The sequence below is a fragment of the Maricaulis sp. MIT060901 genome (assembly GCF_047123815.1).
In the GTDB taxonomy this organism is placed as follows: domain Bacteria; phylum Pseudomonadota; class Alphaproteobacteria; order Caulobacterales; family Maricaulaceae; genus Maricaulis.
Window position 1 is genome coordinate 2,205,140 of the sequence record NZ_CP138920.1, and the last position, 21,120, is coordinate 2,226,259.

General features: G+C 61.7%; 22 protein-coding genes and 1 riboswitch. Of the genes, 18 read left to right on the forward strand and 4 right to left on the reverse strand.

The features are described from left to right. The first annotated feature begins 12 nt into the window (after nt 1–12). The 4 genes from SIC17_RS10790 (at nt 13) to thiD (ending at nt 3,535) form a co-directional block, all read left to right on the forward strand. Nucleotides 13–903 carry a LysR family transcriptional regulator gene (locus tag SIC17_RS10790; RefSeq protein ID WP_412545352.1) on the forward strand — a complete coding sequence of 297 codons (891 nt, stop codon included), beginning with the start codon at nt 13–15 and terminating at the stop codon, nt 901–903. 73 nt (nt 904–976) lie between these two features. Next, nucleotides 977–1,804 (forward strand): hypothetical protein, encoded by an 828-nt coding sequence (locus tag SIC17_RS10795; protein WP_412545353.1) that lies wholly within the window; start codon nt 977–979, stop codon nt 1,802–1,804. Nucleotides 1,805–1,838: 34 nt separating this feature from the next. Then, entirely contained in the window at nt 1,839–2,726 is an 888-nt protein-coding gene (locus tag SIC17_RS10800) for a tetratricopeptide repeat protein (RefSeq protein ID WP_412545354.1), read from the forward strand. Continuing rightward, nucleotides 2,726–3,535 (forward strand): bifunctional hydroxymethylpyrimidine kinase/phosphomethylpyrimidine kinase, encoded by an 810-nt coding sequence (thiD, locus tag SIC17_RS10805; protein ID WP_412545355.1) that lies wholly within the window; start codon nt 2,726–2,728, stop codon nt 3,533–3,535. The genes SIC17_RS10800 and thiD overlap by 1 nt, the downstream gene beginning before the upstream one ends. Here thiD and SIC17_RS10810 read toward each other — a convergent pair. Both SIC17_RS10810 and SIC17_RS10815 read right to left on the reverse strand, forming a co-directional pair. Continuing rightward, nucleotides 3,532–4,227 (reverse strand): hypothetical protein, encoded by a 696-nt coding sequence (locus tag SIC17_RS10810; protein ID WP_412545356.1) that lies wholly within the window; start codon nt 4,225–4,227, stop codon nt 3,532–3,534. The two genes, thiD and SIC17_RS10810, sit on opposite strands and share 4 nt — an antisense overlap. Before the next feature lie 9 nt (nt 4,228–4,236). Continuing rightward, nucleotides 4,237–5,121 (reverse strand): DMT family transporter, encoded by an 885-nt coding sequence (locus tag SIC17_RS10815; RefSeq protein WP_412545357.1) that lies wholly within the window; start codon nt 5,119–5,121, stop codon nt 4,237–4,239. Nucleotides 5,122–5,289: 168 nt separating this feature from the next. On the opposite strand from SIC17_RS10815, the gene SIC17_RS10820 reads away from it, so the two are divergent. Both SIC17_RS10820 and SIC17_RS10825 read left to right on the forward strand, forming a co-directional pair. Further along, complete coding sequence (locus SIC17_RS10820; protein WP_412545358.1) at nt 5,290–6,480, forward strand: phosphoserine transaminase; 1,191 nt, start codon at nt 5,290–5,292, stop codon at nt 6,478–6,480. 59 nt (nt 6,481–6,539) lie between these two features. After that, nucleotides 6,540–7,109 (forward strand): acyloxyacyl hydrolase, encoded by a 570-nt coding sequence (locus SIC17_RS10825; protein ID WP_412545359.1) that lies wholly within the window; start codon nt 6,540–6,542, stop codon nt 7,107–7,109. A 49-nt stretch (nt 7,110–7,158) separates the two neighbouring features. Here SIC17_RS10825 and SIC17_RS10830 read toward each other — a convergent pair whose 3' ends face one another. After that, a complete protein-coding gene (locus SIC17_RS10830) occupies nt 7,159–7,713 on the reverse strand; it encodes a hypothetical protein (protein ID WP_291891650.1) in 555 nt (184 codons plus the stop codon). A gap of 121 nt (nt 7,714–7,834) precedes the next feature. Here SIC17_RS10830 and SIC17_RS10835 point away from each other — a divergent pair, with 121 nt between their 5' ends. The 12 genes from SIC17_RS10835 to SIC17_RS10890 all read left to right on the forward strand — a co-directional run bounded on the left by SIC17_RS10835 (nt 7,835) and on the right by SIC17_RS10890 (nt 19,536). Then, the gene (locus tag SIC17_RS10835) at nt 7,835–9,124 is read left to right on the forward strand and encodes an adenylosuccinate synthase (protein ID WP_412545360.1); all 1,290 of its coding nucleotides are present in this window, start codon (nt 7,835–7,837) and stop codon (nt 9,122–9,124) included. Between the two features lie 122 nt (nt 9,125–9,246). Next, nucleotides 9,247–9,768 carry a hypothetical protein gene (locus tag SIC17_RS10840; protein ID WP_291891654.1) on the forward strand — a complete coding sequence of 174 codons (522 nt, stop codon included), beginning with the start codon at nt 9,247–9,249 and terminating at the stop codon, nt 9,766–9,768. A 161-nt stretch (nt 9,769–9,929) separates the two neighbouring features. Beyond that, a complete protein-coding gene (locus SIC17_RS10845; protein ID WP_291891656.1) occupies nt 9,930–10,694 on the forward strand; it encodes an AraC family transcriptional regulator in 765 nt (254 codons plus the stop codon). Between the two features lie 258 nt (nt 10,695–10,952). Beyond that, nucleotides 10,953–12,473, forward strand: coding sequence for a serine hydrolase (locus SIC17_RS10850; protein ID WP_412545361.1), 1,521 nt, complete (start codon nt 10,953–10,955; stop codon nt 12,471–12,473). 150 nt (nt 12,474–12,623) lie between these two features. Continuing rightward, entirely contained in the window at nt 12,624–13,865 is a 1,242-nt protein-coding gene (locus SIC17_RS10855; RefSeq protein WP_412545362.1) for a dipeptidase, read from the forward strand. A gap of 8 nt (nt 13,866–13,873) precedes the next feature. Then, nucleotides 13,874–14,440, forward strand: a complete 567-nt coding sequence (locus SIC17_RS10860; RefSeq protein ID WP_412545363.1) for a hypothetical protein — start codon at nt 13,874–13,876, stop codon at nt 14,438–14,440. Between the two features lie 9 nt (nt 14,441–14,449). Continuing rightward, nucleotides 14,450–15,268 carry an MBL fold metallo-hydrolase gene (locus SIC17_RS10865; protein WP_412545364.1) on the forward strand — a complete coding sequence of 273 codons (819 nt, stop codon included), beginning with the start codon at nt 14,450–14,452 and terminating at the stop codon, nt 15,266–15,268. An 83-nt stretch (nt 15,269–15,351) separates the two neighbouring features. Continuing rightward, nucleotides 15,352–16,173 (forward strand): MBL fold metallo-hydrolase, encoded by an 822-nt coding sequence (locus SIC17_RS10870; RefSeq protein WP_412545365.1) that lies wholly within the window; start codon nt 15,352–15,354, stop codon nt 16,171–16,173. A 45-nt stretch (nt 16,174–16,218) separates the two neighbouring features. Further along, nucleotides 16,219–16,314, forward strand: a riboswitch (TPP riboswitch). Then, nucleotides 16,309–16,863 carry a hypothetical protein gene (locus SIC17_RS10875; RefSeq protein WP_412545366.1) on the forward strand — a complete coding sequence of 185 codons (555 nt, stop codon included), beginning with the start codon at nt 16,309–16,311 and terminating at the stop codon, nt 16,861–16,863. Its footprint overlaps the riboswitch before it by 6 nt. A gap of 71 nt (nt 16,864–16,934) precedes the next feature. Then, nucleotides 16,935–17,414, forward strand: coding sequence for a hypothetical protein (locus tag SIC17_RS10880; protein WP_412545367.1), 480 nt, complete (start codon nt 16,935–16,937; stop codon nt 17,412–17,414). After that, on the forward strand, nt 17,411–19,282 hold the full coding sequence (gene thiC / locus SIC17_RS10885) for a phosphomethylpyrimidine synthase ThiC (RefSeq protein WP_412545368.1): 1,872 nt from the start codon (nt 17,411–17,413) through the stop codon (nt 19,280–19,282). Before SIC17_RS10880 ends, thiC begins: the two co-directional genes overlap by 4 nt. Further along, a complete protein-coding gene (locus SIC17_RS10890) occupies nt 19,282–19,536 on the forward strand; it encodes a hypothetical protein (protein WP_412545369.1) in 255 nt (84 codons plus the stop codon). The genes thiC and SIC17_RS10890 overlap by 1 nt, the downstream gene beginning before the upstream one ends. A 1,037-nt stretch (nt 19,537–20,573) precedes the next feature. Here SIC17_RS10890 and SIC17_RS10895 read toward each other — a convergent pair. Further along, the gene (locus SIC17_RS10895; protein WP_412545370.1) at nt 20,574–21,050 is read right to left on the reverse strand and encodes a helix-turn-helix domain-containing protein; all 477 of its coding nucleotides are present in this window, start codon (nt 21,048–21,050) and stop codon (nt 20,574–20,576) included. Nucleotides 21,051–21,120 lie beyond the last annotated feature (70 nt).

The window sequence follows — 21,120 nt, forward strand, 5'->3', positions numbered from 1 at the left end:
CTGAGGGAACAAATGGATCGTATCGATGCCCTGCGACTGTTTTCATCGGTCGCCGAGCTGGGCTCCTTTACCCAGGCAGCGGAGCGAGAGGGTGTGACCCCGGGCGCGGCTTCCAAACAGATCACCGCCCTTGAAACGCGCCTGCAGGCGCGCCTGTTCGAGCGGACGACCCGATCGGTCCGTCTGACGGATGCGGGCGCCGCCCTGCTGGAGAGGGTGCGGCCCTGGCTGGATGAATATGATGCGCTGGAAGAAGGCGTGGCGGCGGCGACTTCAGCACCGGCCGGGTTGCTGCGGGTTTCTGCGCCCGTGGACTTCACCCCTCGCAAGCTGATCCTTCCGGTCTCCGACTTCATGAACAAGTGGCCGGGTGTCGAGGTGCGCCTTTCCATGGGTGATCGCATGGTCGATCTGGTCAATGAAGGATTCGACGTCGCAATTCGTATCGGAAATCTGCCGGACAGCGCGTTGATCGCGCGCCAGCTGGCGCCGGCGCAAATGGTGCTGGTCGCGTCACCTGCCTATCTCGAGGCTGCCGGAGTGCCAGAGCGACCGGAAGACCTCGCCCAGCACTCCGTTATCATCGATCGCAACAAGCCGGCCGCACAGCAGATCGTGCTGGAGCGGGGCGAGGAACGTGTGGAGGTGCGTATCAACGGCCGTCTTTCCCTGAACGGGGCTGTCGCAGCGGTCGAAGCAGCAGCAGCGGGGCTGGGTATTGTCGGCACGCCAGCCTGGGCCGCCGAGCAGGCGCTGTCGGAGGGGCGTGTCGTTCGCCTGCTGGACGACTGGCAACCTGAGCACCGGGACCTCTGGGCCGTGTTCCCGTCATCACGATATCTGGCCCACCGTGTTCGGCTATTTGTCGACCACCTGAAGCGGCATTTTGCCGACGGGATCTGACCCGCCGAGGCTGTGATCATGTCCGGTTCATGTGTTAGGCTGTTTTTAGGCATCGTTTTCGATGGAGGGGAAAATGAGACAGTTACTGGTTCTGGCCATGGTGTGTACGGCCCTGGCCGCGTGTTCATCGACGACTGACCGCGGCGCTGGTGGCTTGGCGCTTTCCGCTTTCGACTACGCCCCGTCCGATGCCACGCGTCAGGCGGGCGCGCGCTTCGGGTATCAGCTTGCCGGCGACGGGGGGTGGCAGGGCGCCTTGGAGTTCGAGGAAAGCTCCGGCGTCCTCGCGGTGGTTTTCTCCATGACGGATGGCACCGAGGCCGAGCTGCGTGTTGGCATGCCCTATCTCGCTGACGGCGTACGCCGCTACCATGGTTCAACGGTAGACGGTCGCGAGGTTTTCGTAGAGCTGCAGGCCGGTCCGTGTGAACAGGGCGGTGACACGCTTACCCATTTCGCATTGGTGGCGATCGGCGGCGGTCAGTTCGAGGGCTGTGGCCTGGAACGTGCCGAGACCGATCGCTGGTCGAATTACCTGATGGAATTCATGCCCGCGATTGATGTCTGCCTGGCAGAGTTTGGCAGCCGCGCCCAGCATGTCTCGCTGTCCTACGCCCAGCCGGGCGGAACCACGGGGGTGCGTCTGGTCGATCAGGATGGCGCGACCTGGGAGTGTACGACGCGGGAGCAGGACGCGGCCATCAACTCCGTTCGCCAGCTCAATGCGGCCGATGCGATGTTGGGCGAGGGGGACCCGCATTTTGTCCGCTCTCGCATGCCGGGCATGGCTGAGGGGTGTTATGTCTATGAATCAGTCCGCCGTGCGGACGGATCGCTGATCGGTGCCCTGGGATATGACACCTGCGACAGTGTCCCGGTGGCCGCGCTCAGCGGCTCTTAACCCGGTTTTAAACGGATAGGCGGAGGCAGGGATAATGAGACATTTTCTGCTTCTGCCCTGCCTGTTCCTCCTGAGCTCTGCAGCTCACGGCGAGCTGACTGATCTACGTGCCACATCTGTTGGCATGAACGGCTATGTCTGGTTCGGTTTCGACAACCAGCCGAGCCAGGTTGAGTTCGAACAGACGGCGAGCGGTATGCGCCTGCGTGTTCATGGCGTTGATGTCAGCTCCCGCTCGATTTCCCCAGCTCACACGGATCTGGTTCAGGCTGTAACATTGCATGCAGAAACCGGCGGTGCCGTCATCGAGCTATCCTCCGCGCGCGAATGGACGGGATTACAGGCCGAAGTTCGAGAGGGCGGCGTGCTGGTTTCAATTGATGTTGGAACGGGCAGCGGTCCAGACCTGTTCCGGAACGCCCCCCAACCTGCTCACACCGATCGCGTTGAGCCTGCCGCGGCAGCGCATTCGGAAACGGCGCCGACACCGGCGGTTGAGGTGCCTGTGCAAGCTCCGGCAGAAACCCCAGCGACGACAGAAGTTCCGCCGGAACCGATGGCGATCGCAACAGTGGCTGATGAAACCGCAAGCGAACCGGCTCCAGCCACACCCATGGATGAATGTGAACGCCTGGCGCAGGCTGTCGCGGACGATCCCTGGAATGAACGGCTTCTGGTTCCGCACGCGGCCTGCCTCGCCCAGCAGGGGCAGACGCGGGAGGCGAACGGCATCTATCGTCAGGTCCTGGCCTTCGAGCCGGAGAATTATGCAGCGGCCGTGGGGCTGGCCGAGTTGGAGGTTCGTGCCGGCAACGCTGATGCGGCGCTGCAGCTTTACCGCCAGGCCGCCGGCCATGCCCGGTCCGATGCCCAGGCCGCGGCGGCCCTGGATCGCGCCCGCGCCCTGGAGAACCGCCAGTAATGTCTTCCAGCCAGCATCGCGGCCGTGTCCTGATCATTGCCGGATCCGATAGTGGCGGCGGGGCCGGTATCCAGGCAGACATCAAGGCTGTTTCGGCCCTGGGCGGGTATGCGGCGACTGCGATCACGGCCATTACCGTCCAGAACACGCTGGGTGTAACCGGCATCCACGCCGTGCCCGAACAGATCATCGCCGACCAGATGCGGGCCGTGCTCGATGATATCGGTGCCGATGTCATCAAGACTGGCATGCTGGCCAGCCGGTCGGTGATTGAAACGGTGGTGGAGACGCTGGAAGAGGCCGCACCGGATGTACCGCTGGTGGTCGATCCTGTTATGATTGCCACTTCGGGTGATGCGCTGGTGGATGATGGCGCGGAAAGCGTGATCCGGGAACGATTGCTGCCCCGTGCGGATCTGGTCACGCCCAATAGCGACGAGGCCCGGCGACTGACCGGGGTCGATGTCACAGATCTGCATACGCAGATCGAGGCGGCGAAGGCCCTTCGCGAAATGGGCGCTTCGGCGGCACTGGTTAAAGGCGGGCATGTGGACAGTTCCAGCGTCCGCGATGTGCTGGTCTCCCAGCGCGGCCTGGAGATCATGGAGCGACCGCGCCTCGACACGCCCCATACCCATGGTACCGGATGTACGCTGGCTTCGGCGATCACAGCCCTGCTGGCACAGGGTCATGCCTTGCCGGAAGCGACCGAACAGGCCGGCGATTATCTGCACGAGGCGATCAAGCGCGCGCCGGGATTTGGCCGCGGACATGGTCCGGTGGATCATATGTGGGTGGTGCGGGATTAGGCTATGGCCGAGAGCGAGGCCTTCAAACTCTCAAGGTAGTGGGTTGAGCGCACACCGGTTTGCATGACGATGCCATGGTGCAGACTTGGTCGCTCTAAGACCTGGTCAATCTTCGTGCGCGCATCGTCGATACGACGATCGGCGATCATCGCGCAGACCAACAAGGCGCTATGCGGCGGTCTTGTGTCTGGACCTTCATCCATCAGCCCTTCGAGCCATACTGAAAACGGCGTACTACCCACGGTCTTGGCGGCGGATTGAGCGCGGGTGCAGGCGTGCTTAACAATCAGGTCTGCAGTATCTGAAGCTTGGTTGGCGTCGCTGATCTCAACTGCGCCCGCAATGCGCGCCCAACACTGGAAGGCAGCTGACGCTCTGAATGACAATGGCTGTCTTTCGTTATCTTCCAGGCCGAGCGCCTGCCAAAGGATGCTATCAACTTCCATTGGTTTGAGTTCGATCAGAACACTCGTGTGATCGGCGTTGAGAAACGAGATGACCCGGAGGCACACGAATAGCCCGTCAATCTGCTTGAAAAGTGTATTGCTATTGAGACGCCATCCGCTTCCCTTCAATCGGGTCCGCACTTCTCTGAGAAGGTTCTTGGAAAAAATGCGGCGGCTTTTGGCAAAGCTCCGGTCGACAGTGATCGGCTCGGCTGGGCGATTATCGATTATGGATGGCCGCTGCACCTTCAGCTCCTAGCGTTTCCGCGCGATCCACACGCCGGCCAGGATGATTGCGAGGGCCAGCAGTGCTGCCCAGCCGATGCTTTCACCGATGATGTAACCTGTGACGACTGCCGCGACGGGTGTGAGATAATTGACGATCGCCAGGAAGCCCGGACCGGCCGTGCGCGCAATCTGCATCAGCATGACCGAGGCGATTGCTGTTGGCGCCAGCGCCAGCCAGACTACCGAGGCCCATGCCGTCATGGGTACGGCGTCCACCTGGGTCAGCTCCCACAAGCCCATGGGCAGGGAGAGCAGGGCAGCCGTGATCAGCATGCCTGCGCCGGACACCGAGGGCGAGGTTTCCGGCAGCATACGCGCCATGACGGCGTTGATGCCGTAACACACCGCGGCGCCGACGACGGCGATCTGAGCGACGAAGGAACTATCGAAAATTCCCTGCAGGGCGCTGGGGCCCATCAACACGACAACGCCGCCGAAACCCACAAGGAAACCGATCAGCTTGCGGGCATTCATGCGCTCGCCGGGAACAAAGACATGAGCCAGGCCCAGCGTCGCCAGCGGCATGGTCGCCACCAGAATACCGGTCAGGGCACTGTCCAGGCTGAGCTGGCCCCAGGCGATCAGGAAGAAGGGCAGGGTGTTTCCGAAAAAGCCCAGCCCGGTAAACCAGAGCCAGCGCTTGTCCGTCAGCGGTGGCATGCGTCGGCCACGGAATATCGCCCAGGCCAGCAGGATCAGTGCGGCCAGGGTCAGGCGCACAAAGATGAGCGCCATCGGCGGCAGGAAGTCGACTGTATAGCCAATGAAGGCAAAGGCGGAGCCCCACAAGACGGTGAGGATGCCGAGTGCGATCCAGTTCTGGACTGTCGGCTGAGCCGGGGTTTGTGTCACGCCGCTGCGCCTCCGCTGGACACGCTTTTGCTGGTGCCGTAACCGGGTTGAGCCGAAGCTATGAAAAAATGACGTGTCGGGATCATGGAGTTTGCTCTTGCCCGTAACGTGGCGGGGCGTCAACGTGATGACTGAATCGTCTCTATCCTGCCCAACGGAGTTATGCCCGTGTCCGAGATCACGCACGCCCCCGCCAAAAGCAGATATCAAAAGCCCGTGCTCAAGCCGGCGGATCCGCGGTTTTCCTGTGGCCCGGTGAAGAAACATCCCGGCTGGAGCTGGGAGAGCCTGATTGATGCGCCGCTCTCGCGGACGCATCGAACGGGGTCTGCCGTGGCACGGATCAAGGAGGCCATTGATCGCACGCACGCGCTGCTGGAACTGCCCGAGGACTATCATGTCGCCATCATTCCGGGATCGGATACCGGCGCGATGGAAGCAGCGATGTGGTCGCTTCTGGGTGAGCGTGGTGTGGACGTGTTCGGCTGGGATGTGTTCGGTAATCGCTGGATCCTTGATGCTCGTGACGAGCTGAAACTCGAGGATCTGCGCATCTTCCGGGAAAAGGCCGGAACATTGCCGGACCTGTCGCAATATGATGGCAAGCGCGACGCGATCTTCACGTTGAACGGCACGGCTGCCGGTGTTTGGATCCCGGGGTATGACTGGATTGATGCGGATCGGGAGGGGCTTACGGTCTGTGACGCGACGTCCGGCGCCTTTGCGGTGGATATCGACTGGTCCAAGATCGATGTGCTGACGTTCTCGTGGCAGAAATGCCTCGGTGGTGAGGCCCAGCACGGCATGCTGGTCATGGGGCCGCGGGCGATCGAACGCCTCAACAGTTACAAACCCTCCTGGCCGATCCCGGGCCTGTTTGCCCTGCACAAGGGTGATCAGGCGAACATGAAGGTCTATGAGGGCTCAACCCTGAACACACCGTCCCTGATGGCGGTCGAGGATTATGTCGCCGCGTGTAAATGGGCGTCCAAGATTGGTGGTCTGCCGGCACTGGTGAAGCGATCGCGCGAGAATTTTGCGGCGCTGGATGCCTGGGTGCAGGACAGTGCATGGGCCGAGTATCTGTGCGAGAACCCGGAGCATCGTTCCCAGGTATCCGTGACGCTGAAATTCAAGGACCCGCAGGTGCTGTCGCTCGATATCGAGGCGCAGTGGGCCTTCTCCAGGAAGATCGTCTCCCTGCTGGAGCGGGAAAACGCCGGGCTGGACATCATCATGCACCGCGACAGCGTGCCGGGCATTCGCATCTGGTGCGGCCCGACGATCGAGCGTGATGATTTGGCCGCACTTGGTCCCTGGCTTGACTGGGCCTATGGCGAAGCGCTGGACGCGCTTTGATCTACAGGTTAGTTGTGAAAACAGATATCGCCGCTTGCGCGAGTTCTCAGGGGAATATGATGACACGTTGGATGACCGCCGCCGCCGCTGCAGCAATCCTGTCCGGTATGGCTTCGGCCCAGGACGAGGGTATCGAGTTCCGTCTTGGCGTGACCGCTCACGACCTCGCCGACCACGTCGAGGACGGCCCGAACGTCACCCTGGAACTGCTGTTTGAAAGCCCGGACTTCCTGGAACCGATCTGGGCACCGCGTCCTTTTGTCTATGGCTCGTTCAATACCAATGGCCTGACCAATTTCGGTACGGCCGGTCTGGCGTGGGACTGGGACCTCGGTGGGAACTGGGACATCGAGTATACATTCGGGCTGTCGTATAATGACGGCGTGAAGGATATCGACCAGAACTCGCCTCCGGGTGATCCGGAGCGTATCCGCCTGGCCACGACGCGCGCGCTGATGGGCAATCACATCCTGTTCTATAACGGGCTGGGTTTGGACTATGACCTCTCGGACAACTGGTCCGTGGGCGCCTATTACGAGCACATTTCCCACGGCCAGATCCTGGCGTCCGGCCGCAACCAGGCCCTGGACAATGCTGGGGTTCGCCTGAGCTACCGTTTCGGTCGTTGAGGCATCCCGTTCGGTTTGCCAGCTGCCGCGTTAGCGACCCTCGCCATCATCATTCCCCGCGAGCCATTGCCGCTTCCTCGGCACGTGGATCGTCCGCTTTGCGCACATAGATGCCGGTGAAGACACCCTGCCAGTTTCCGTCGGCATCCTGTTGTTCGAAGAACTGGCGGACCGTGCCGTCCTCGAGCGGTGTCCAAGTGCCGCGCAATCCGGCGCGTACATCCGTCTGGACGAGGTAGGACTCGCCGGTCAGGACCATGGCGCCGTTTTCGTCCAGTCCGCCTGAATAGTCAATATACCAGCCATTGCTCATCCAGACCTGTCGCCAGGCGCTGATCAACGGGTCATAGATGTTGATGCTGTTGCCGGCATTGCCGCTGGCGCCGACCCAGTGTTCGGTGACCAGGCAGCCGCCATTGATGCGTTCGATCGTGTTGTGACCGAGATAGGGGCCGTCATCGGGAGCGTAGACATTCCACTCGCCGACCCAGAAGTCGAAATCGTCATGGATGTCGGACGTACAGGCCGGCGGCGGTGTTTGTGCGCTGGCCATGGTCGTGATGGAAAAAACAGCTGCAGAAGCTAAAAGAATTCGAAAAAGCATGTCGTCCTCCGCACTGAACGAAGATGATCCTGCCGATGTGTGTCCTTGCGTGCAAATAAATCTGGCCCCGCTCACGCCTTCGTGACAGAAGTGCCTCCCGCATAGAGCACTGGAGAATGACATGGCCAATGTGACTGTTGTGGGCGCCCAATGGGGCGATGAAGGCAAGGGCAAGCTGGTGGACTGGTTGTCCCATCGCGCCGATGTCGTCGCGCGATTCCAGGGTGGTCATAATGCCGGTCATACCCTGGTCGTGGGCGAGAAAGTCTACAAGCTCTCCCTGCTGCCCTCCGGCGTGGTTCGCGGAAAACTCTCGGTTATTGGCAATGGCGTGGTTGTTGACCCCTGGGCCTTCGTGTCCGAGGTCGAGCGCATCCGCGAACAGGGTGTCGACATCACCCCGGACGTCGTGAAGATCTCCGAGACCGCTGCCCTCATCCTGCCGATCCACCGCGAGCTCGATGCCATGCGCGAGAATCGCGATGACGGCGAAGCCATCGGCACGACACGCCGGGGCATCGGTCCGGCTTATGAGGACAAGGTCGGACGCCGCGCGGTTCGGGTTGTCGATCTGGCAGACGAGGACGCGTTGCGCGCCCGTGTCGCCGACATTCTCTTCCACCACAACTCCCTGCGCCGGGGTATGGGCCAGCCGGAATATGATGCCGACAAGCTGGTCGCTGAAATCCTCGAGATCGCACCGAAAATCCTGCCCTATTCCGCACCGGTCTGGCGCGACCTGCAGGCGGCCATCAAGGACGACAAGAAAATCCTGTTTGAAGGCGCCCAGGGCGCGCTGCTCGATGTCGACCACGGCACCTATCCCTTTGTGACCTCCTCGAACACGCATTCCGGCCAGGCCGCTGCGGGCACGGGGTTGGGACCGAAGGATGTCGGTTACGTGCTCGGTATCGCCAAGGCCTATATGACCCGCGTGGGCGAAGGCCCGTTCCCGACCGAGCTGCACGACGAAATCGGCCAGCGCATCGGCGAACAGGGCCATGAGTTCGGCGTAGTCACCGGCCGCAAGCGTCGCTGTGGCTGGTTTGATGCCGTCATCACCCGCCAGACCCTGGCCCAGGGCGGTGTCACCGGCGTCGCGCTGACGAAGCTGGACGTGCTGGACGGATTCGACGAGATCAAGGTCTGCGTCGCTTATGAACTCGATGGCGAGCGTCTCGACTACCTGCCGGCTGGCAAGGAAGCCCAGGCCAATGTCAAACCGGTCTATGAGACCCTGCAGGGCTGGACCGGCTCCACCGCCGGCGCGCGGTCCTGGGCGCAGCTCCCGGCCGAAGCGGTCAAATATGTCCGCCGCCTGGAAGAACTGATCGAATGCCCGATCGCGCTCGTCTCAACCTCGCCGGAACGCGAGGACGTCATCCTGATGCAGGACCCGTTCAGGGGGTAGGTTCGGGCGGTCGAGCCGCTCATTCCAACCCGTAAAATTCGCATCAAACTTGGCCGCGCAATTTGAGCCTCGCTTAAAACGCCACTGGCAGGCTCCTCCTCACGAAATTGAGGGAGAGCCCCATGGCCCTGGTCCGAATGCGTACCCTGATGGCGATTGTCGCCAGTGTGTCTGCCCACCTGGTCTTTGCCAGTGCGGCCTTTGCCAATGACTGCACCCGCTTTGCCGAACATCGCGACAGCTATCTCTACCGGACCAGTGCCGGCATGGAGCAGGCGCTGGCACAGATGGCCCAGCAGCGCGGAGTTCCGGTCGAGGCGGCTGCGTTCTACTGGGGAGGCGATCTGATGCGGGCCAATGACCCGGCCAGCCTGCGCTCACTCTCGCTTTTGACCCTGGCCAGTTATGGCTGGCGCAACAATACCGATCGTGCCGAAACGGCGATGGCGCGGATTTTCAACGAGCGGGGGCACGCCTTTGCCGGACTGCTTGTCGGGCTGATGCTGTCGGATGAGCAGGGGCAGGCGGATTTCTACCAGGCGCGTGCCTATCTGGCCGATGCCTCCCGAGCCGGCAGCAGCGATGCGGAAGCCTTCCTGGCCCTGTACGACCGCTGTCATCGCAGGGCCATGGCCTTCAACTGACTTGCCTGCAAGGTAGGGGGATTGCTCAGGCGCCGATCTCTTTTGAGGTCGGCGTTTTGCACGCTAGGGAAGACGGACTCGGGACTCTTGCAGTTGTTTCATCATCCAAACAGGTGGTGGGAAGCATCTGTGGAATATGACGAGTGTGAAGCGAGTAGAAAATGCCAATCCGTCAAAAGACCCTGTTTGAAACCCAAGGCCTGTGTGTGCGCCTCAGCCATTATGGTGCTGACGAGGCCATGGATGCACATGGGCATGACTACCACCAGGTCTCCTGGTTGCTGGCTGGAGAGATGGCCGAGTGTATCGCCCGCAGTGACTGCGAGATCCTGCAGCCCGCGCGAGGCGTGAAGCCCGCCGGCTGCATGCACGCCAATGTCTATGGTCGTCAGGGTTCGCTCATTCTTTCCGCCAATCTGGACTGTGACGCCATGCGGGGATTTCTGCCTCGTGGCGAGCTGGACTGGGGTTGGGGAGAAAGCGAGGACGGTAATGCCCATGTCCACGCATTGATGAATGTCATCGCCACGAGTGGTGCGCTGGCGCGTGATGCCGTCGCGGATTTGCTGGCCAGTGCCGGTTCGGTCTCCCGGGGGCGTGATGCCGAGATACCGGCCTGGCTGACGCGCGTGCGAGAGCAATTGCGCGATGATGAATTTGCACCCGACCTGGAAAGCCTGGCCGAGGGCGCCGGCGTTCACCGGGTGCACCTGTCGCGCAGTTTTGCCCGGCATTTCGGCGTACCGCCCAGCGTCTATCGTGCCCGCAGCCGGGCCGCGATGGGATTGAGCCGTCTGGTCAACGGTGCGGAACCGGCCATGGCCGCCATCGAGGCAGGCTTTGCCGACCAGGCGCACTTTACTCGATGGGTCAAGAAAATGACCGGCCTGCCCCCCCGAAAGCTGCAACGTCTCATGGCAGTGTGAACCAGACCCGCTTTGGCAACGAAGCGGGTCTTTTCCTGTCTGAACCAATTTTCAGACTGGCGTTACATGCGTTCAAGAACGCGACCGTGCTGCCCGCTACATTCAGCTCATAGAGTTGGAAGGCGGTTATCTTCTCCGGGTTGTTATCTTTGTTATGAAGATAATTCTTCTTCGGGAGGTCGAATTAAAAGCAACGCGAAGATGAGCTACCCCTTCTCTGTCTGCCGGGAAACCGGCAACGAACAAGGAGAACCTCTCATGGTTAAATCTGCGCTTTTGGCCGCTGCGGCGACTATCGGGCTGAGCGCATCTGCCCTCGCGGAAACCCCGCAAGGCGCAGCTGAGCAGCTTCGTGACTTCCTCAATCGTTTCGAAAATCTTGGACCGGGTTATGCGACTGTCGTCGTCACGGCTGACGATGTTCTGCTGAATCATGTTTCCGGTGAACGTCGCGCCTCCACCGGTGCACCGCTGACAGCGGACACGCCGATCTATATTGCGTCCCAGACCAAGGCCTATCTCGGTCTTGTCGCCGCTGTCCTCGACGAGCGTGGTGTGTTCTCCCTGGATGCGACCATCGGCGATGTCTGGCCGGATCTGGGTGAGGCCGGTGGTGTCGACATTCGTGGGTATACGATGAGCGATCTTCTGAGCCACCAGGTGCCGATCAATGTTGGCGTGATCAACATGATTGAAGCCTATTCCATGACGATCAATCCGGCTGACTATCCGCGCCTGATCGAGAATTTCGGCGAGGCTCGAGATGAGGGCTTCGAGTACGACAATCTCGGCTATAATATTTACGCTGCGCTGCTGGAAACGGCGACCGGCAAGAGCTGGCAGGACTGGATGGACGAGGTGCTCTTCGATCCGCTGGGCATGGACAGCACGTCTGCGCGCACCTCCGACTACAGCCTGGATGAGCTGTCCTGGAGCCATATCTGGCAGGGTGAGGAGCTTGGCTGGTACGAACAGCGGCCCAAGACCGATCACATGATGCAGTCTGCCGGTGGCCTGGTAACCTCCACCAATGACATGGCTGTCTGGCTGCAGATGCAGCTGCGTGGCGAAGGCCCGGCCGGTTCCGGCATCTCCGCCAATGCCGTCAGCACAGCCCAGCAGGGTTATGTCCAGACGGGCATGGAAGACCGCCGCAATGCCTATGAGCTGGTCTGCAGCGAGTACACACTGGGCTGGAATGTCTGTGATTTCGAGGGCTATGAAGTCCACATCCACGGCGGTGGTTATATCGGCGCCCGCACGCAGATGGCTTTCGTTCCGGAACTGGGTGTCGGCATCGCCGCCTTTGCCAATTCCGACAACAATACCGGTTGGGTCACCAGCCGTACGATCAACATGTATCTGCAATTCCTCGTCGAGCACGAGGATGCCGAGGCCTGGTCGACCCGCCGCCCGGAGATCTACTCCCAGCGTGAGGGCCGTCTGCTGGAATTCCGCCAGGGTCGTGACGCCGAGGATCGTGCCAATGAGCAATGGGGTGGATGGAGCTGGGCGCCGAGCCATGACGAGCTGCGCCAGTTCGTGGGCACCTATTCCACCGGTGAACCCTATCTGGATGTCCAGGTGGTTTACGAGAACGGGGCGCTGACGGCGATGTGGGGCGATGCACCTTACCCGCTGACGCCGGCCCAGCAGGATCTGTTCGGTGCGCAGCCCTATGCCTTCGAGAGCCGTGAGGCTTTCAGCTTCGAGCGTGATGACAGCGGTCGCGTGGTCTCCATGACCTGGGGTGACGACACCTACGCCCGCACACAGTAACGCCTGTTCAGCCCGTCCTGTGCCGCATTGGGGCTGTCAGGTGCCCCGTCGGAGTTCACCCGGGTTATCGAGCTTCGGCGGGGCAGCAATTTCACTTGCGCGAGGCGTCAGGCTTTCTAGTCTGGCGCCTCAAGTCTTGTGGAGGGGACAATGCGTATTCTTATGGTGTCGGCTGCTGCTGCTGCACTTCTGGCGGGCTGCGGAGCCCAGAATTCCGGTGGTGGCGAGGAGACCGAGGCGGAGTTCCTGGCGCGGGCTGCCGAGATCCATGACCGCGTGCTGACCCTCGACACGCATGTTGATACCGGACCGGGTTTCGGTACGCCGGCACTCGATCCGGGTGGCCCAACCGACGCCCAGGTTGATCTGCCGAAAATGCGCGAGGGTGGCCTCGATGCTGCGTTCTTTATCGTCTATGTCGGTCAGGGTGATCTGACCGAGGAAGGATATGCGGAGGCCCACGCCGAAGCCGAGAACAAGTATGAGGGCATTCGCCTCATGCTGGAAAACCATCCCCACCAGATCAGTCTCGCCGTCACCGCGGACGAGGTCGAGGAGATCGCTGCGACCGGCCGCCGTGTTGCCCTGATCGGTATGGAGAATTCCTATCCGCTGGGCCCGTCGATCGAGGATGTGCCGATGTGGGCAGAGCGCGGTGTGCGCTACATGTCCATCACCCATTTCGGCAACAACCAGTTCGGCACCTCGTCCAATCCAAATCTGACGGCCGGTGATGACCCGGTCGATCGCGGTCTGACCGACCTGGGCCGCGCGCTGGTCGCCGAACTGAATGATTATGGCATCATGATCGACGTCTCCCATGTGGGTAAGGAAACCGGTCTCGAGGCGATCCGCATGTCCCGTGCACCGGTGATGGGCTCGCACTCCGGCGTCCAGGGTGTTTATGCCCATCCACGCAACTTCGATGATGAGCAGCTTCGCGCGATCCGCGATAATGGCGGTGTTGCCCAGATGGTCGCGTTCCGCGGTTACGTCCAGGCGATGGATGAGGGACTTGCGGCCGCCCGCAATGAGCTGATGGTCGAGCTGGGTCTCGATACGGCTGAAGGCCGCGCCAATGCGTCTGCGGAGACCTTCACGGAGGCCCGTGCCCGCATGGCAGAGCTGCAGAGCCAGTATCCAGATGTGACGATTTCCGACTTTGTCGACCATATCGACCATGCTGTCGCGGTGGCCGGTGTTGATCATGTCGGCATTGCCTCGGACTTTGATGGCGGCGGCGGTGTTGGCGGCTGGGACGATGCCACGACCACACCGGCGGTCACGGCGGAACTCCTGCGCCGCGGCTATTCCGAGGAAGATATCGCCAAGATCTGGGGCCTGAACGTGCTTCGGGTGATGCGGGCGGTCGAGGCGGCTGCGGTTCACTAGGCCGGGGTATGGATCTGCATCATCACCAACGTCTCCAACCGGAACTGGACCCAGGCGAGCGAGTCTTGTGGAGCGAGGCTCCCGACCCGTTGACACTGCTCGTGCAGCAGCGTGGATACCGGTTGGCGTTCTTGCTGTGCTGGACCCTCTTCGCGGTGATCGCAGCGAGTACTCTGCTGCTTCATCAAGGCGATGCCTTCCCGCAGCAGCAAAGTTCGCTCGTGTTTGTGATGCTGGCCGTGCCGGTGGTGTTTGTCGGTGTCGGCTTGGTTTCATTGGTCCGCGAGAGTTTGGAGGCCAGGAACGCCTGGACGACTCTCTACGCGGTCACGGATCGTCGCGGGATCATCCTGGCGGGACGCGGTGGTGTAACCAGCATCCATGTTTCCGAGATGGGTAATTTAACGCGAAAGGGCTCGGCCGGTCGGGAAAGCCTCCTATTCACCGTGGGCAGATGGGACCATGGCGGGCGAGGTTCCGCCTGGATTCCAGGCAAGGGCTTTGTCGGTATCAAGGATGCCCGGAAAGTCGAGCGCCTGCTGCGGCAGCAGCTTATAGACAGGAACCCCGACTAGGAGGACACCTTGCACGCTTCGATGTTTGTCGCCACGCTCTTTGGAGCGGCCCTTGCCCATCCCGTCGAAGGCGAGGACACCACTGCCCAATTCCTCGCCAATGAGGCCATTCTGGTCACGGCCGGCGAGACCAAGATCCTGTTCGATCCGCTGTTCACCCATTCCTATGGCTATCCACTGGTCGAGCCGGACACCAAGGCGCGCCTGATGGCGAGCGAGGGTGAGTTTGACGGCGTTGACGCAGTGCTTGTCAGCCATGTGCATGGGGATCATTTCGACGCGCCGGAGATGAACGCCTATCTGGCCGCCCATGCCGAGGTGATCCTGGTTGCACCGCACCAGGCGCAGTTGGACATGCGCGCTGCAGCGGGTTGGCAGGAGGGCTTTGTTGAACGACTGCGCATTCTGCCCTTCACGGCCCAGCCCCAGGAGCTGGTGATTGCTGCGGATGACGTGGCCGACGCGATCCGGATCGAGGCGGTGCACATTCCCCATGCCGGCGGTCCCGGTCGCTCTCACATCCAGAACATGGTCTATCGCGTGACGCTGAACGGCGAGGCCACGGTGATGCATCTCGGCGATGCGACCCAGGACCCGCGTGACTACACCCCGCACCAGGCCCATTTCCAGGCGCACGAGACCCACAACGCCTTTCCGCCCTACTGGCTGATTGCGGACTGGGGTGGTGATCGTGTCCGCGCGACCCTCAATGCCGACCACGTCACCGGCATTCACGTGCCGATAAACGCGCCCATTTCCGTGCGTGCCAGCCGCGAGGACTTCTTCACCGAGGCGGGCGAGACGCGCGCTGTTCACGGTCACTACTAGTTGTAGCTATCACTGTCACCGGCTGATTGCCAAGACCGGTCGTGTTGGTCATGCTCGCCTTGAGTGCCGGGGGAGATCAATTGATGATACACTGCCCAACCCTGGCGGCTGCGCTGTTGAGCGCGGCGATGGCGCACCCGGTCGCAGGTGATGATGCGACGGCCCATTTCCTGGCCAATGAAGCCGTGCTGGTGACAGCTGGCGAGACCCGGATCCTGTTTGATCCGCTGTATATCCATTTCAACGGCATCCAGCCGATCCCGCGCCGTATCAAGCGCCGCCTGATGGCAGGCGAGGACGAGTTCGAAGGCGTTGATGTCGTCTTTGTCAGCCATATCCATGACGATCATTTCGATGCCGAGGCAATGCTCCGCTACATGCGCCGTCATCCGGCTGTCGTGCTGGTTGCCCCGTCCCAGGCCCGGCCGATGATGGAGACCGAGCGCGACTGGGACGACGGCCTGGCTGATCGCATCGTGGCGTTGCCCTTCATTGTAGAACCCATGGGATTTGTCGTCGCCACGCCGGAAGACCCGCGGGCGCTGGTCATCGAGGCGGTCTATGTGCCCCATGCCGGCGGATCCAACTGGGCCAGCGTCCAGAACACGGTCTATCGCGTCACGCTGAACGGCGAGATCACGGTGATGCATCTCGGCGATGCGACGCCGGATGAAGCGATCTACGAGACCCATCAAGAGCATTTCCAGGCCGTGCGGACCGATCACGCTTTCCCGCCTTTCTGGCTGGTCACGGAATGGGGTGGCGACGTGCTGCGCGAGCGGATCAATGCAGAGTCGCTCACCGGCATCCATCTCGGCCCTTTCCCACCGGTTGCGGTTCGCGCCAGCGACGAGGATTTCTTCACCGAGCCGGGCGAGACGCGGGATCTTCACGCGCATGAGTGAGCTGACCTTGCCAAATCACCGGCGCGCGTCCATTTTCGCCAGCAATTGAGTTCCGAGGGGTGCCCCGCATGCGGGTGCTGAGAAAGACCCTTAGGACCGGATCCGGGTCATGCCGGCGTCGGGACGGAGCAGGATATGAGCGACCAGACCACCGCGCACACAAAAGCCCGTTTGAGGGCAGCGATCAGCGAGTTTGACGGCAAGGCGATGAGCCTGTTGTGCGAGGCGAAGGTCCAGCTGCGCGATGCGCCCGGTTTCTGGGACGCGCTTTACGACCTTGTCGATGACGATGAACCGCTGATCCAGGCCGGCTCGACCTGGCTGGTCCAGCAGAGCCTGAAATGCGGTGACCTGATCCTGGCCGACATCGCCACCGCGATCTCGCCCCGGCTGGGCCGGCTGACCCATTGGGGCGCCGTTTTGCACATTTTGCAGGCGCTGGACGGCTATGACCGTCCGCTGCCGGAAGGACCGAAACTGGCGCGGTTTGCGCAATCCTACATCACCCACGCGCGCCCCTTTGTGCGCGCCTGGGCGGTCAATGCGCTGTGCGTGCTGGCCATCCACCATCCCGAATTCCGCGCGGCGGCTGAAACCGCACGCAATGACGCCCTCAATGACACCGCCGCCTCGGTGCGGGCCCGCGCGCGCAAGGCGCCGGTTGTAGAAATGGCGGGAGGTGCAGTGTGACAGCCGAGTTCAGAATGCAACTAATGTCGGCCCGAGCGGACGGGTGGCACATTCGGGAAGGCGAGACACTCTTGCGTGAGGAACGCGTCGACCGACGCGAGGAGGAACTCAGGCTGCGTTCTCAATGGATGAAGAAGTTACTTACACGTATCGTAGCGCCGCTTTTCGGCGCCGGTTCGCTGGCGCTTCTGTTTCTCGCGCTTCCCGCTCGTTCGGCCTTTTTAAGTGTTGCTCACTGGGTCCTGTTCGGCGTCAGCGTTCTTTATTTTACTGCGTTGTGTCTGTCGCTGTCGCGTCGACCAAACACTGAGTGGATGGTCCACACCTACCTATTTACGGACCAGCGAGCTGTCGCTCTTGATGGGCGCGGTCAGATCGCTGACATTATCAACCGAGACCAGATTGAACGCGCTGTTCTACTCCAGAACGCTATTACGATGGGCCGCACAGATGACCCATCTGGCGAATGGTCTTTTCGCATTTCGGATGTCGACGACCTGAGTCAAATGTATCAGTTCGTTACTAAAATTTATGAAGGAGACACCCCATGAACAAGCCAACTGACCAAGCCTCCTTCGAGACGCCGGAAGTGACCACCGGGCCGCTGCCGGGTTCGCGGCGTGTCTATACCTCGCCCAGCACGGCGCCCGGACTGAAAGTCCCGCATCGCGAAATCGACCTGCACCCGACCGCCAACGAGCCGCCGGTGCGGGTCTATGACACGTCGGGTCCGTATTCCGATCCCAACGCGACGATCAATGTCGAGACCGGCCTGCCGCGTCATCGCCTGGACTGGTACAAGGACCGGCAGGTGGAACAGTATGAAGGCCGCCCGCTCTCGCCGCTGGATAATGGCGGGGCGACCGGCAAATACCTGGCCCGGGAATTCCCGACCCAGCACCAGCCCCTCAAGGGCACGGACGGCCAGCCGCTGACGCAATATGAATTTGCCCGCGCCGGTATCATCACGCCGGAAATGGTCTATGTCGCCGAGCGCGAGAACCTGGGCCGCAAACAGGCGGTTGAGGGCGCCAGGGAGCGCATGGAGGATGGCGAGAGCTTTGGCGCCTCCATCCCCGAACACGTGACGCCGGAATTTGTCCGCGACGAGATCGCCCGCGGCCGTGCCATCATCCCGGCCAATATCAACCACCCGGAACTCGAGCCGATGATTATCGGCCGCAATTTCCTGACCAAAATCAACGCCAATATCGGCAACAGCGCCGTGGCCTCCTCGGTCGAGGAAGAGGTGGAGAAAATGGTCTGGGCCATCCGCTGGGGTGGCGATACGGTGATGGACCTGTCCACCGGCAAGAATATCCACAACACACGCGAATGGATCCTGCGCAACTCGCCGGTGCCGATCGGCACCGTGCCGATCTACCAGGCGCTGGAAAAGGTCAATGGCATTGCCGAGGACCTGACCTGGGAAGTGTTCCGCGACACGCTGATCGAACAGGCCGAGCAGGGCGTGGACTATTTCACCATCCATGCCGGCGTGCGCCTGGCTTATGTCCCGCTCACCGCAGACCGGGTCACCGGCATCGTCTCGCGCGGCGGTTCCATCATGGCGAAATGGTGCCTGGCGCACCACAAGGAGAGCTTCCTCTACACGCATTTCGAGGAAATCTGCGACATCATGCGCGCCTATGACGTGTCCTTCTCGCTGGGTGATGGCCTGCGTCCGGGCTCGATCGCCGACGCCAATGACCGCGCGCAATTTGCCGAGCTGGAAACCCTGGGCGAGCTGACCAAGATCGCCTGGGAAAAAGGCTGCCAGGTCATGATCGAAGGGCCGGGCCATGTGGCCATGCACAAGATCAAGGAAAACATGGATAAACAGCTCAAGGAGTGCCACGAGGCGCCCTTTTACACGCTGGGGCCGCTGACCACGGACATCGCGCCGGGTTATGACCACATCACCTCGGGCATCGGTGCCGCGATGATCGGCTGGTTCGGCTGTGCGATGCTGTGTTACGTGACGCCCAAGGAACATCTGGGCCTGCCCGACCGTGATGACGTGAAAGTCGGCGTCGTCACCTACAAGATCGCCGCCCACGCCGGTGACCTGGCCAAGGGCCACCCCGCCGCCAAGATCCGCGACGACGCCCTGTCGCGCGCCCGCTTCGAATTCCGCTGGGAAGACCAGTTCAACCTGGCCCTCGACCCGGAAACCGCGAGGGACTTCCACGACCAGACCCTGCCCAAGGACGCCCACAAGGTGGCGCATTTCTGCTCCATGTGCGGGCCTAAGTTCTGCTCGATGGAGATTACGCGGGAGATCCGCGACACGTTTGGGAGTGCCCGGGCGCCGAACGAGGTGGAAGCCGGCCTGGCCGAGAAGGCTGAGGAGTTCAAGGCGAAGGGGTCGGAGATTTATCTGAGCGAGAGCGGGGAGACGCGGGAGCCGATCGATTGATGGGTCAGCTCAAATCTGACCTGATCGGTTCGGGTTCCGAGCTTTTCTGGGATATCAGGTTTGATGATGGTGATTGGGAAGGGAAACAGATCGTGCTGTCTGTTACTTCTGCTGCTGCTGTCCAACTCGCGCGGCGTATGCTCGACTTGGCCGGTCGCAATGTGTCTGGCGCCCACATCCACATCGATAAAGCCGATATTGCTACCGAGACGGATCACCAGCTGGTTATTGCTCTGCATCAGCCTGCGGAATAGGTCTGTCCGTCTTGTATACCGTCATCCCTGCGAAGGCAGGGACCCAGTTCATAAGGCTGGGTTCCGCTCCAGAAAGCACCTGCTCCTAAAACACCATGTCCTTCGAACTGGGCCCCGATCTTCATCGGTGTGACGGTGTTTGGGGCGCCTTTCTCGCTGTAGTCAGAGCCCCTCCAGGCTCCTCCGCTTGCGGGGGAGCTGTCCGGGCGCTCGCAGAGTGGCCGGGCTGAGGGGGAGCGCTGTTGGTGTTTTATCCGGAACATTCTGTCCCCCTCCGTCCTTCTTCGCAAAGGCTGCGAAGGACACCTCCCCCGCAAGCGGGGAGGCCGGGAAGCGCCCCTTCGACCTCGCCTTCGCCTTTGGCTACGGCGAGCCCACTTCCCCGCGAGCGGGGAAGATATCCACGCTGCTCAAATCTGCCCCATACTCTCCCTCGATCCATGTCGTGGGAGGCGAGAGCTCAGTCTTTTCGGGCATGGATGTACGGGACGCGTCTGCCGACCCTGCGGGGTCATTTCGGACATGACAGACAGCACCCGTGTGCGGGAGGCCCTTAACCCCTGCTCTTGCATACATATCCGGTTTCACCGGCCTTCCGCATGCCTCTCACTCCAGCGCGAAAGCGCGTGGAGGTTTTGGTGCTTCCCACGCATCGCCCTTGCTCCCGGCCCCCGTCGTGCTAGCTTTTCTATCAACGCTAACAGACGAGAGGAGGTGATCCGATGATCAGTGGTTTTAAAGGTTGCGGTCTTGGATCGAAATCAGGTGCGGCGGTAAAGGCAGCCCTTTTCCTCTGACGTGATTTCACGGGTCCCGCGTTTCACGCGAGCGGATCGGGGTGACCTGATCCGGGCCGTTCAAGGCCGGACCGAGCAACCGCGACAAGGGACCGCCAGGCTTTCGGGTCTGGCGGTCTTTTTATGCCTGATGATCCGTGGCCCCCGGGCGAGGATTACCGGTCGAGCCTGGTCCTAGTCACTCCGCTCGGCCGCATTCGACCAGCCGCCGCAGCGGGCCTTGCCGACAAGAGCAGGGCGCTAGTCCTCTTTCTTGTCGCTCTCGTCGAAGCCGCCGAGATTGGCAAAGAAATAGGTCGCCAGAAGGCCACCGCCGGTCAGCGCCACATAGGGCAGGAGTTCCGGATCCCAGCCGGCGAACACCTGCATCAGGGCCATCCAGCTGATCACCAGCACATAGATGGCGCCGCCCAGCAGAAGGCGCTTGGCGGTTGTGGTGAGGACCGGGCTGGTCGGCTCGGCGGCCGGGGTCGCGGTCGGGGTGTTCGGGGCGAGGGTGTCATTGGCAGGCATGTCCGGGGTCTCCATGTCGGTTTCGATGCGTTGACGCAATTCGGCATGGGAGAGTTCGAAACTGGCGGCCAGGGCGCGCAAGCTTTCCAGGCTGGGCATGTCACCGCGTTCGGCGCGCTGGATCGTGCGCTCACTCAACCCGCTGATGGTTGCGAGTTGTTCCTGCGACCAGCCTTTTTCAAGGCGCAGCGATTTCAGTCCCATGCGTCTGCTCTCTCATGCAATTGCCCGGCGAGAATTACGGCCAGGCCCGCCTGTCGACCACGACAGGCAC

Coding starts and splice junctions, on each gene's coding strand:
- SIC17_RS10835 (WP_412545360.1), top strand. CDS start 7,835: ATGGCCAATGTGACTGTTGTGGGCGCCCAATGGGGCGATGAAGGCAAG.
- thiD (WP_412545355.1), top strand. CDS start 2,726: ATGTCTTCCAGCCAGCATCGCGGCCGTGTCCTGATCATTGCCGGATCC.
- SIC17_RS10790 (WP_412545352.1), top strand. CDS start 13: ATGGATCGTATCGATGCCCTGCGACTGTTTTCATCGGTCGCCGAGCTG.
- SIC17_RS10840 (WP_291891654.1), top strand. CDS start 9,247: ATGGCCCTGGTCCGAATGCGTACCCTGATGGCGATTGTCGCCAGTGTG.
- SIC17_RS10895 (WP_412545370.1), bottom strand. CDS start 21,050: ATGGGACTGAAATCGCTGCGCCTTGAAAAAGGCTGGTCGCAGGAACAA.
- thiC (WP_412545368.1), top strand. CDS start 17,411: ATGAACAAGCCAACTGACCAAGCCTCCTTCGAGACGCCGGAAGTGACC.
- SIC17_RS10855 (WP_412545362.1), top strand. CDS start 12,624: ATGCGTATTCTTATGGTGTCGGCTGCTGCTGCTGCACTTCTGGCGGGC.
- SIC17_RS10825 (WP_412545359.1), top strand. CDS start 6,540: ATGACACGTTGGATGACCGCCGCCGCCGCTGCAGCAATCCTGTCCGGT.
- SIC17_RS10890 (WP_412545369.1), top strand. CDS start 19,282: ATGGGTCAGCTCAAATCTGACCTGATCGGTTCGGGTTCCGAGCTTTTC.
- SIC17_RS10830 (WP_291891650.1), bottom strand. CDS start 7,713: ATGCTTTTTCGAATTCTTTTAGCTTCTGCAGCTGTTTTTTCCATCACG.
- SIC17_RS10870 (WP_412545365.1), top strand. CDS start 15,352: ATGATACACTGCCCAACCCTGGCGGCTGCGCTGTTGAGCGCGGCGATG.
- SIC17_RS10875 (WP_412545366.1), top strand. CDS start 16,309: ATGAGCGACCAGACCACCGCGCACACAAAAGCCCGTTTGAGGGCAGCG.
- SIC17_RS10845 (WP_291891656.1), top strand. CDS start 9,930: ATGCCAATCCGTCAAAAGACCCTGTTTGAAACCCAAGGCCTGTGTGTG.
- SIC17_RS10800 (WP_412545354.1), top strand. CDS start 1,839: ATGAGACATTTTCTGCTTCTGCCCTGCCTGTTCCTCCTGAGCTCTGCA.
- SIC17_RS10850 (WP_412545361.1), top strand. CDS start 10,953: ATGGTTAAATCTGCGCTTTTGGCCGCTGCGGCGACTATCGGGCTGAGC.
- SIC17_RS10795 (WP_412545353.1), top strand. CDS start 977: ATGAGACAGTTACTGGTTCTGGCCATGGTGTGTACGGCCCTGGCCGCG.
- SIC17_RS10860 (WP_412545363.1), top strand. CDS start 13,874: ATGGATCTGCATCATCACCAACGTCTCCAACCGGAACTGGACCCAGGC.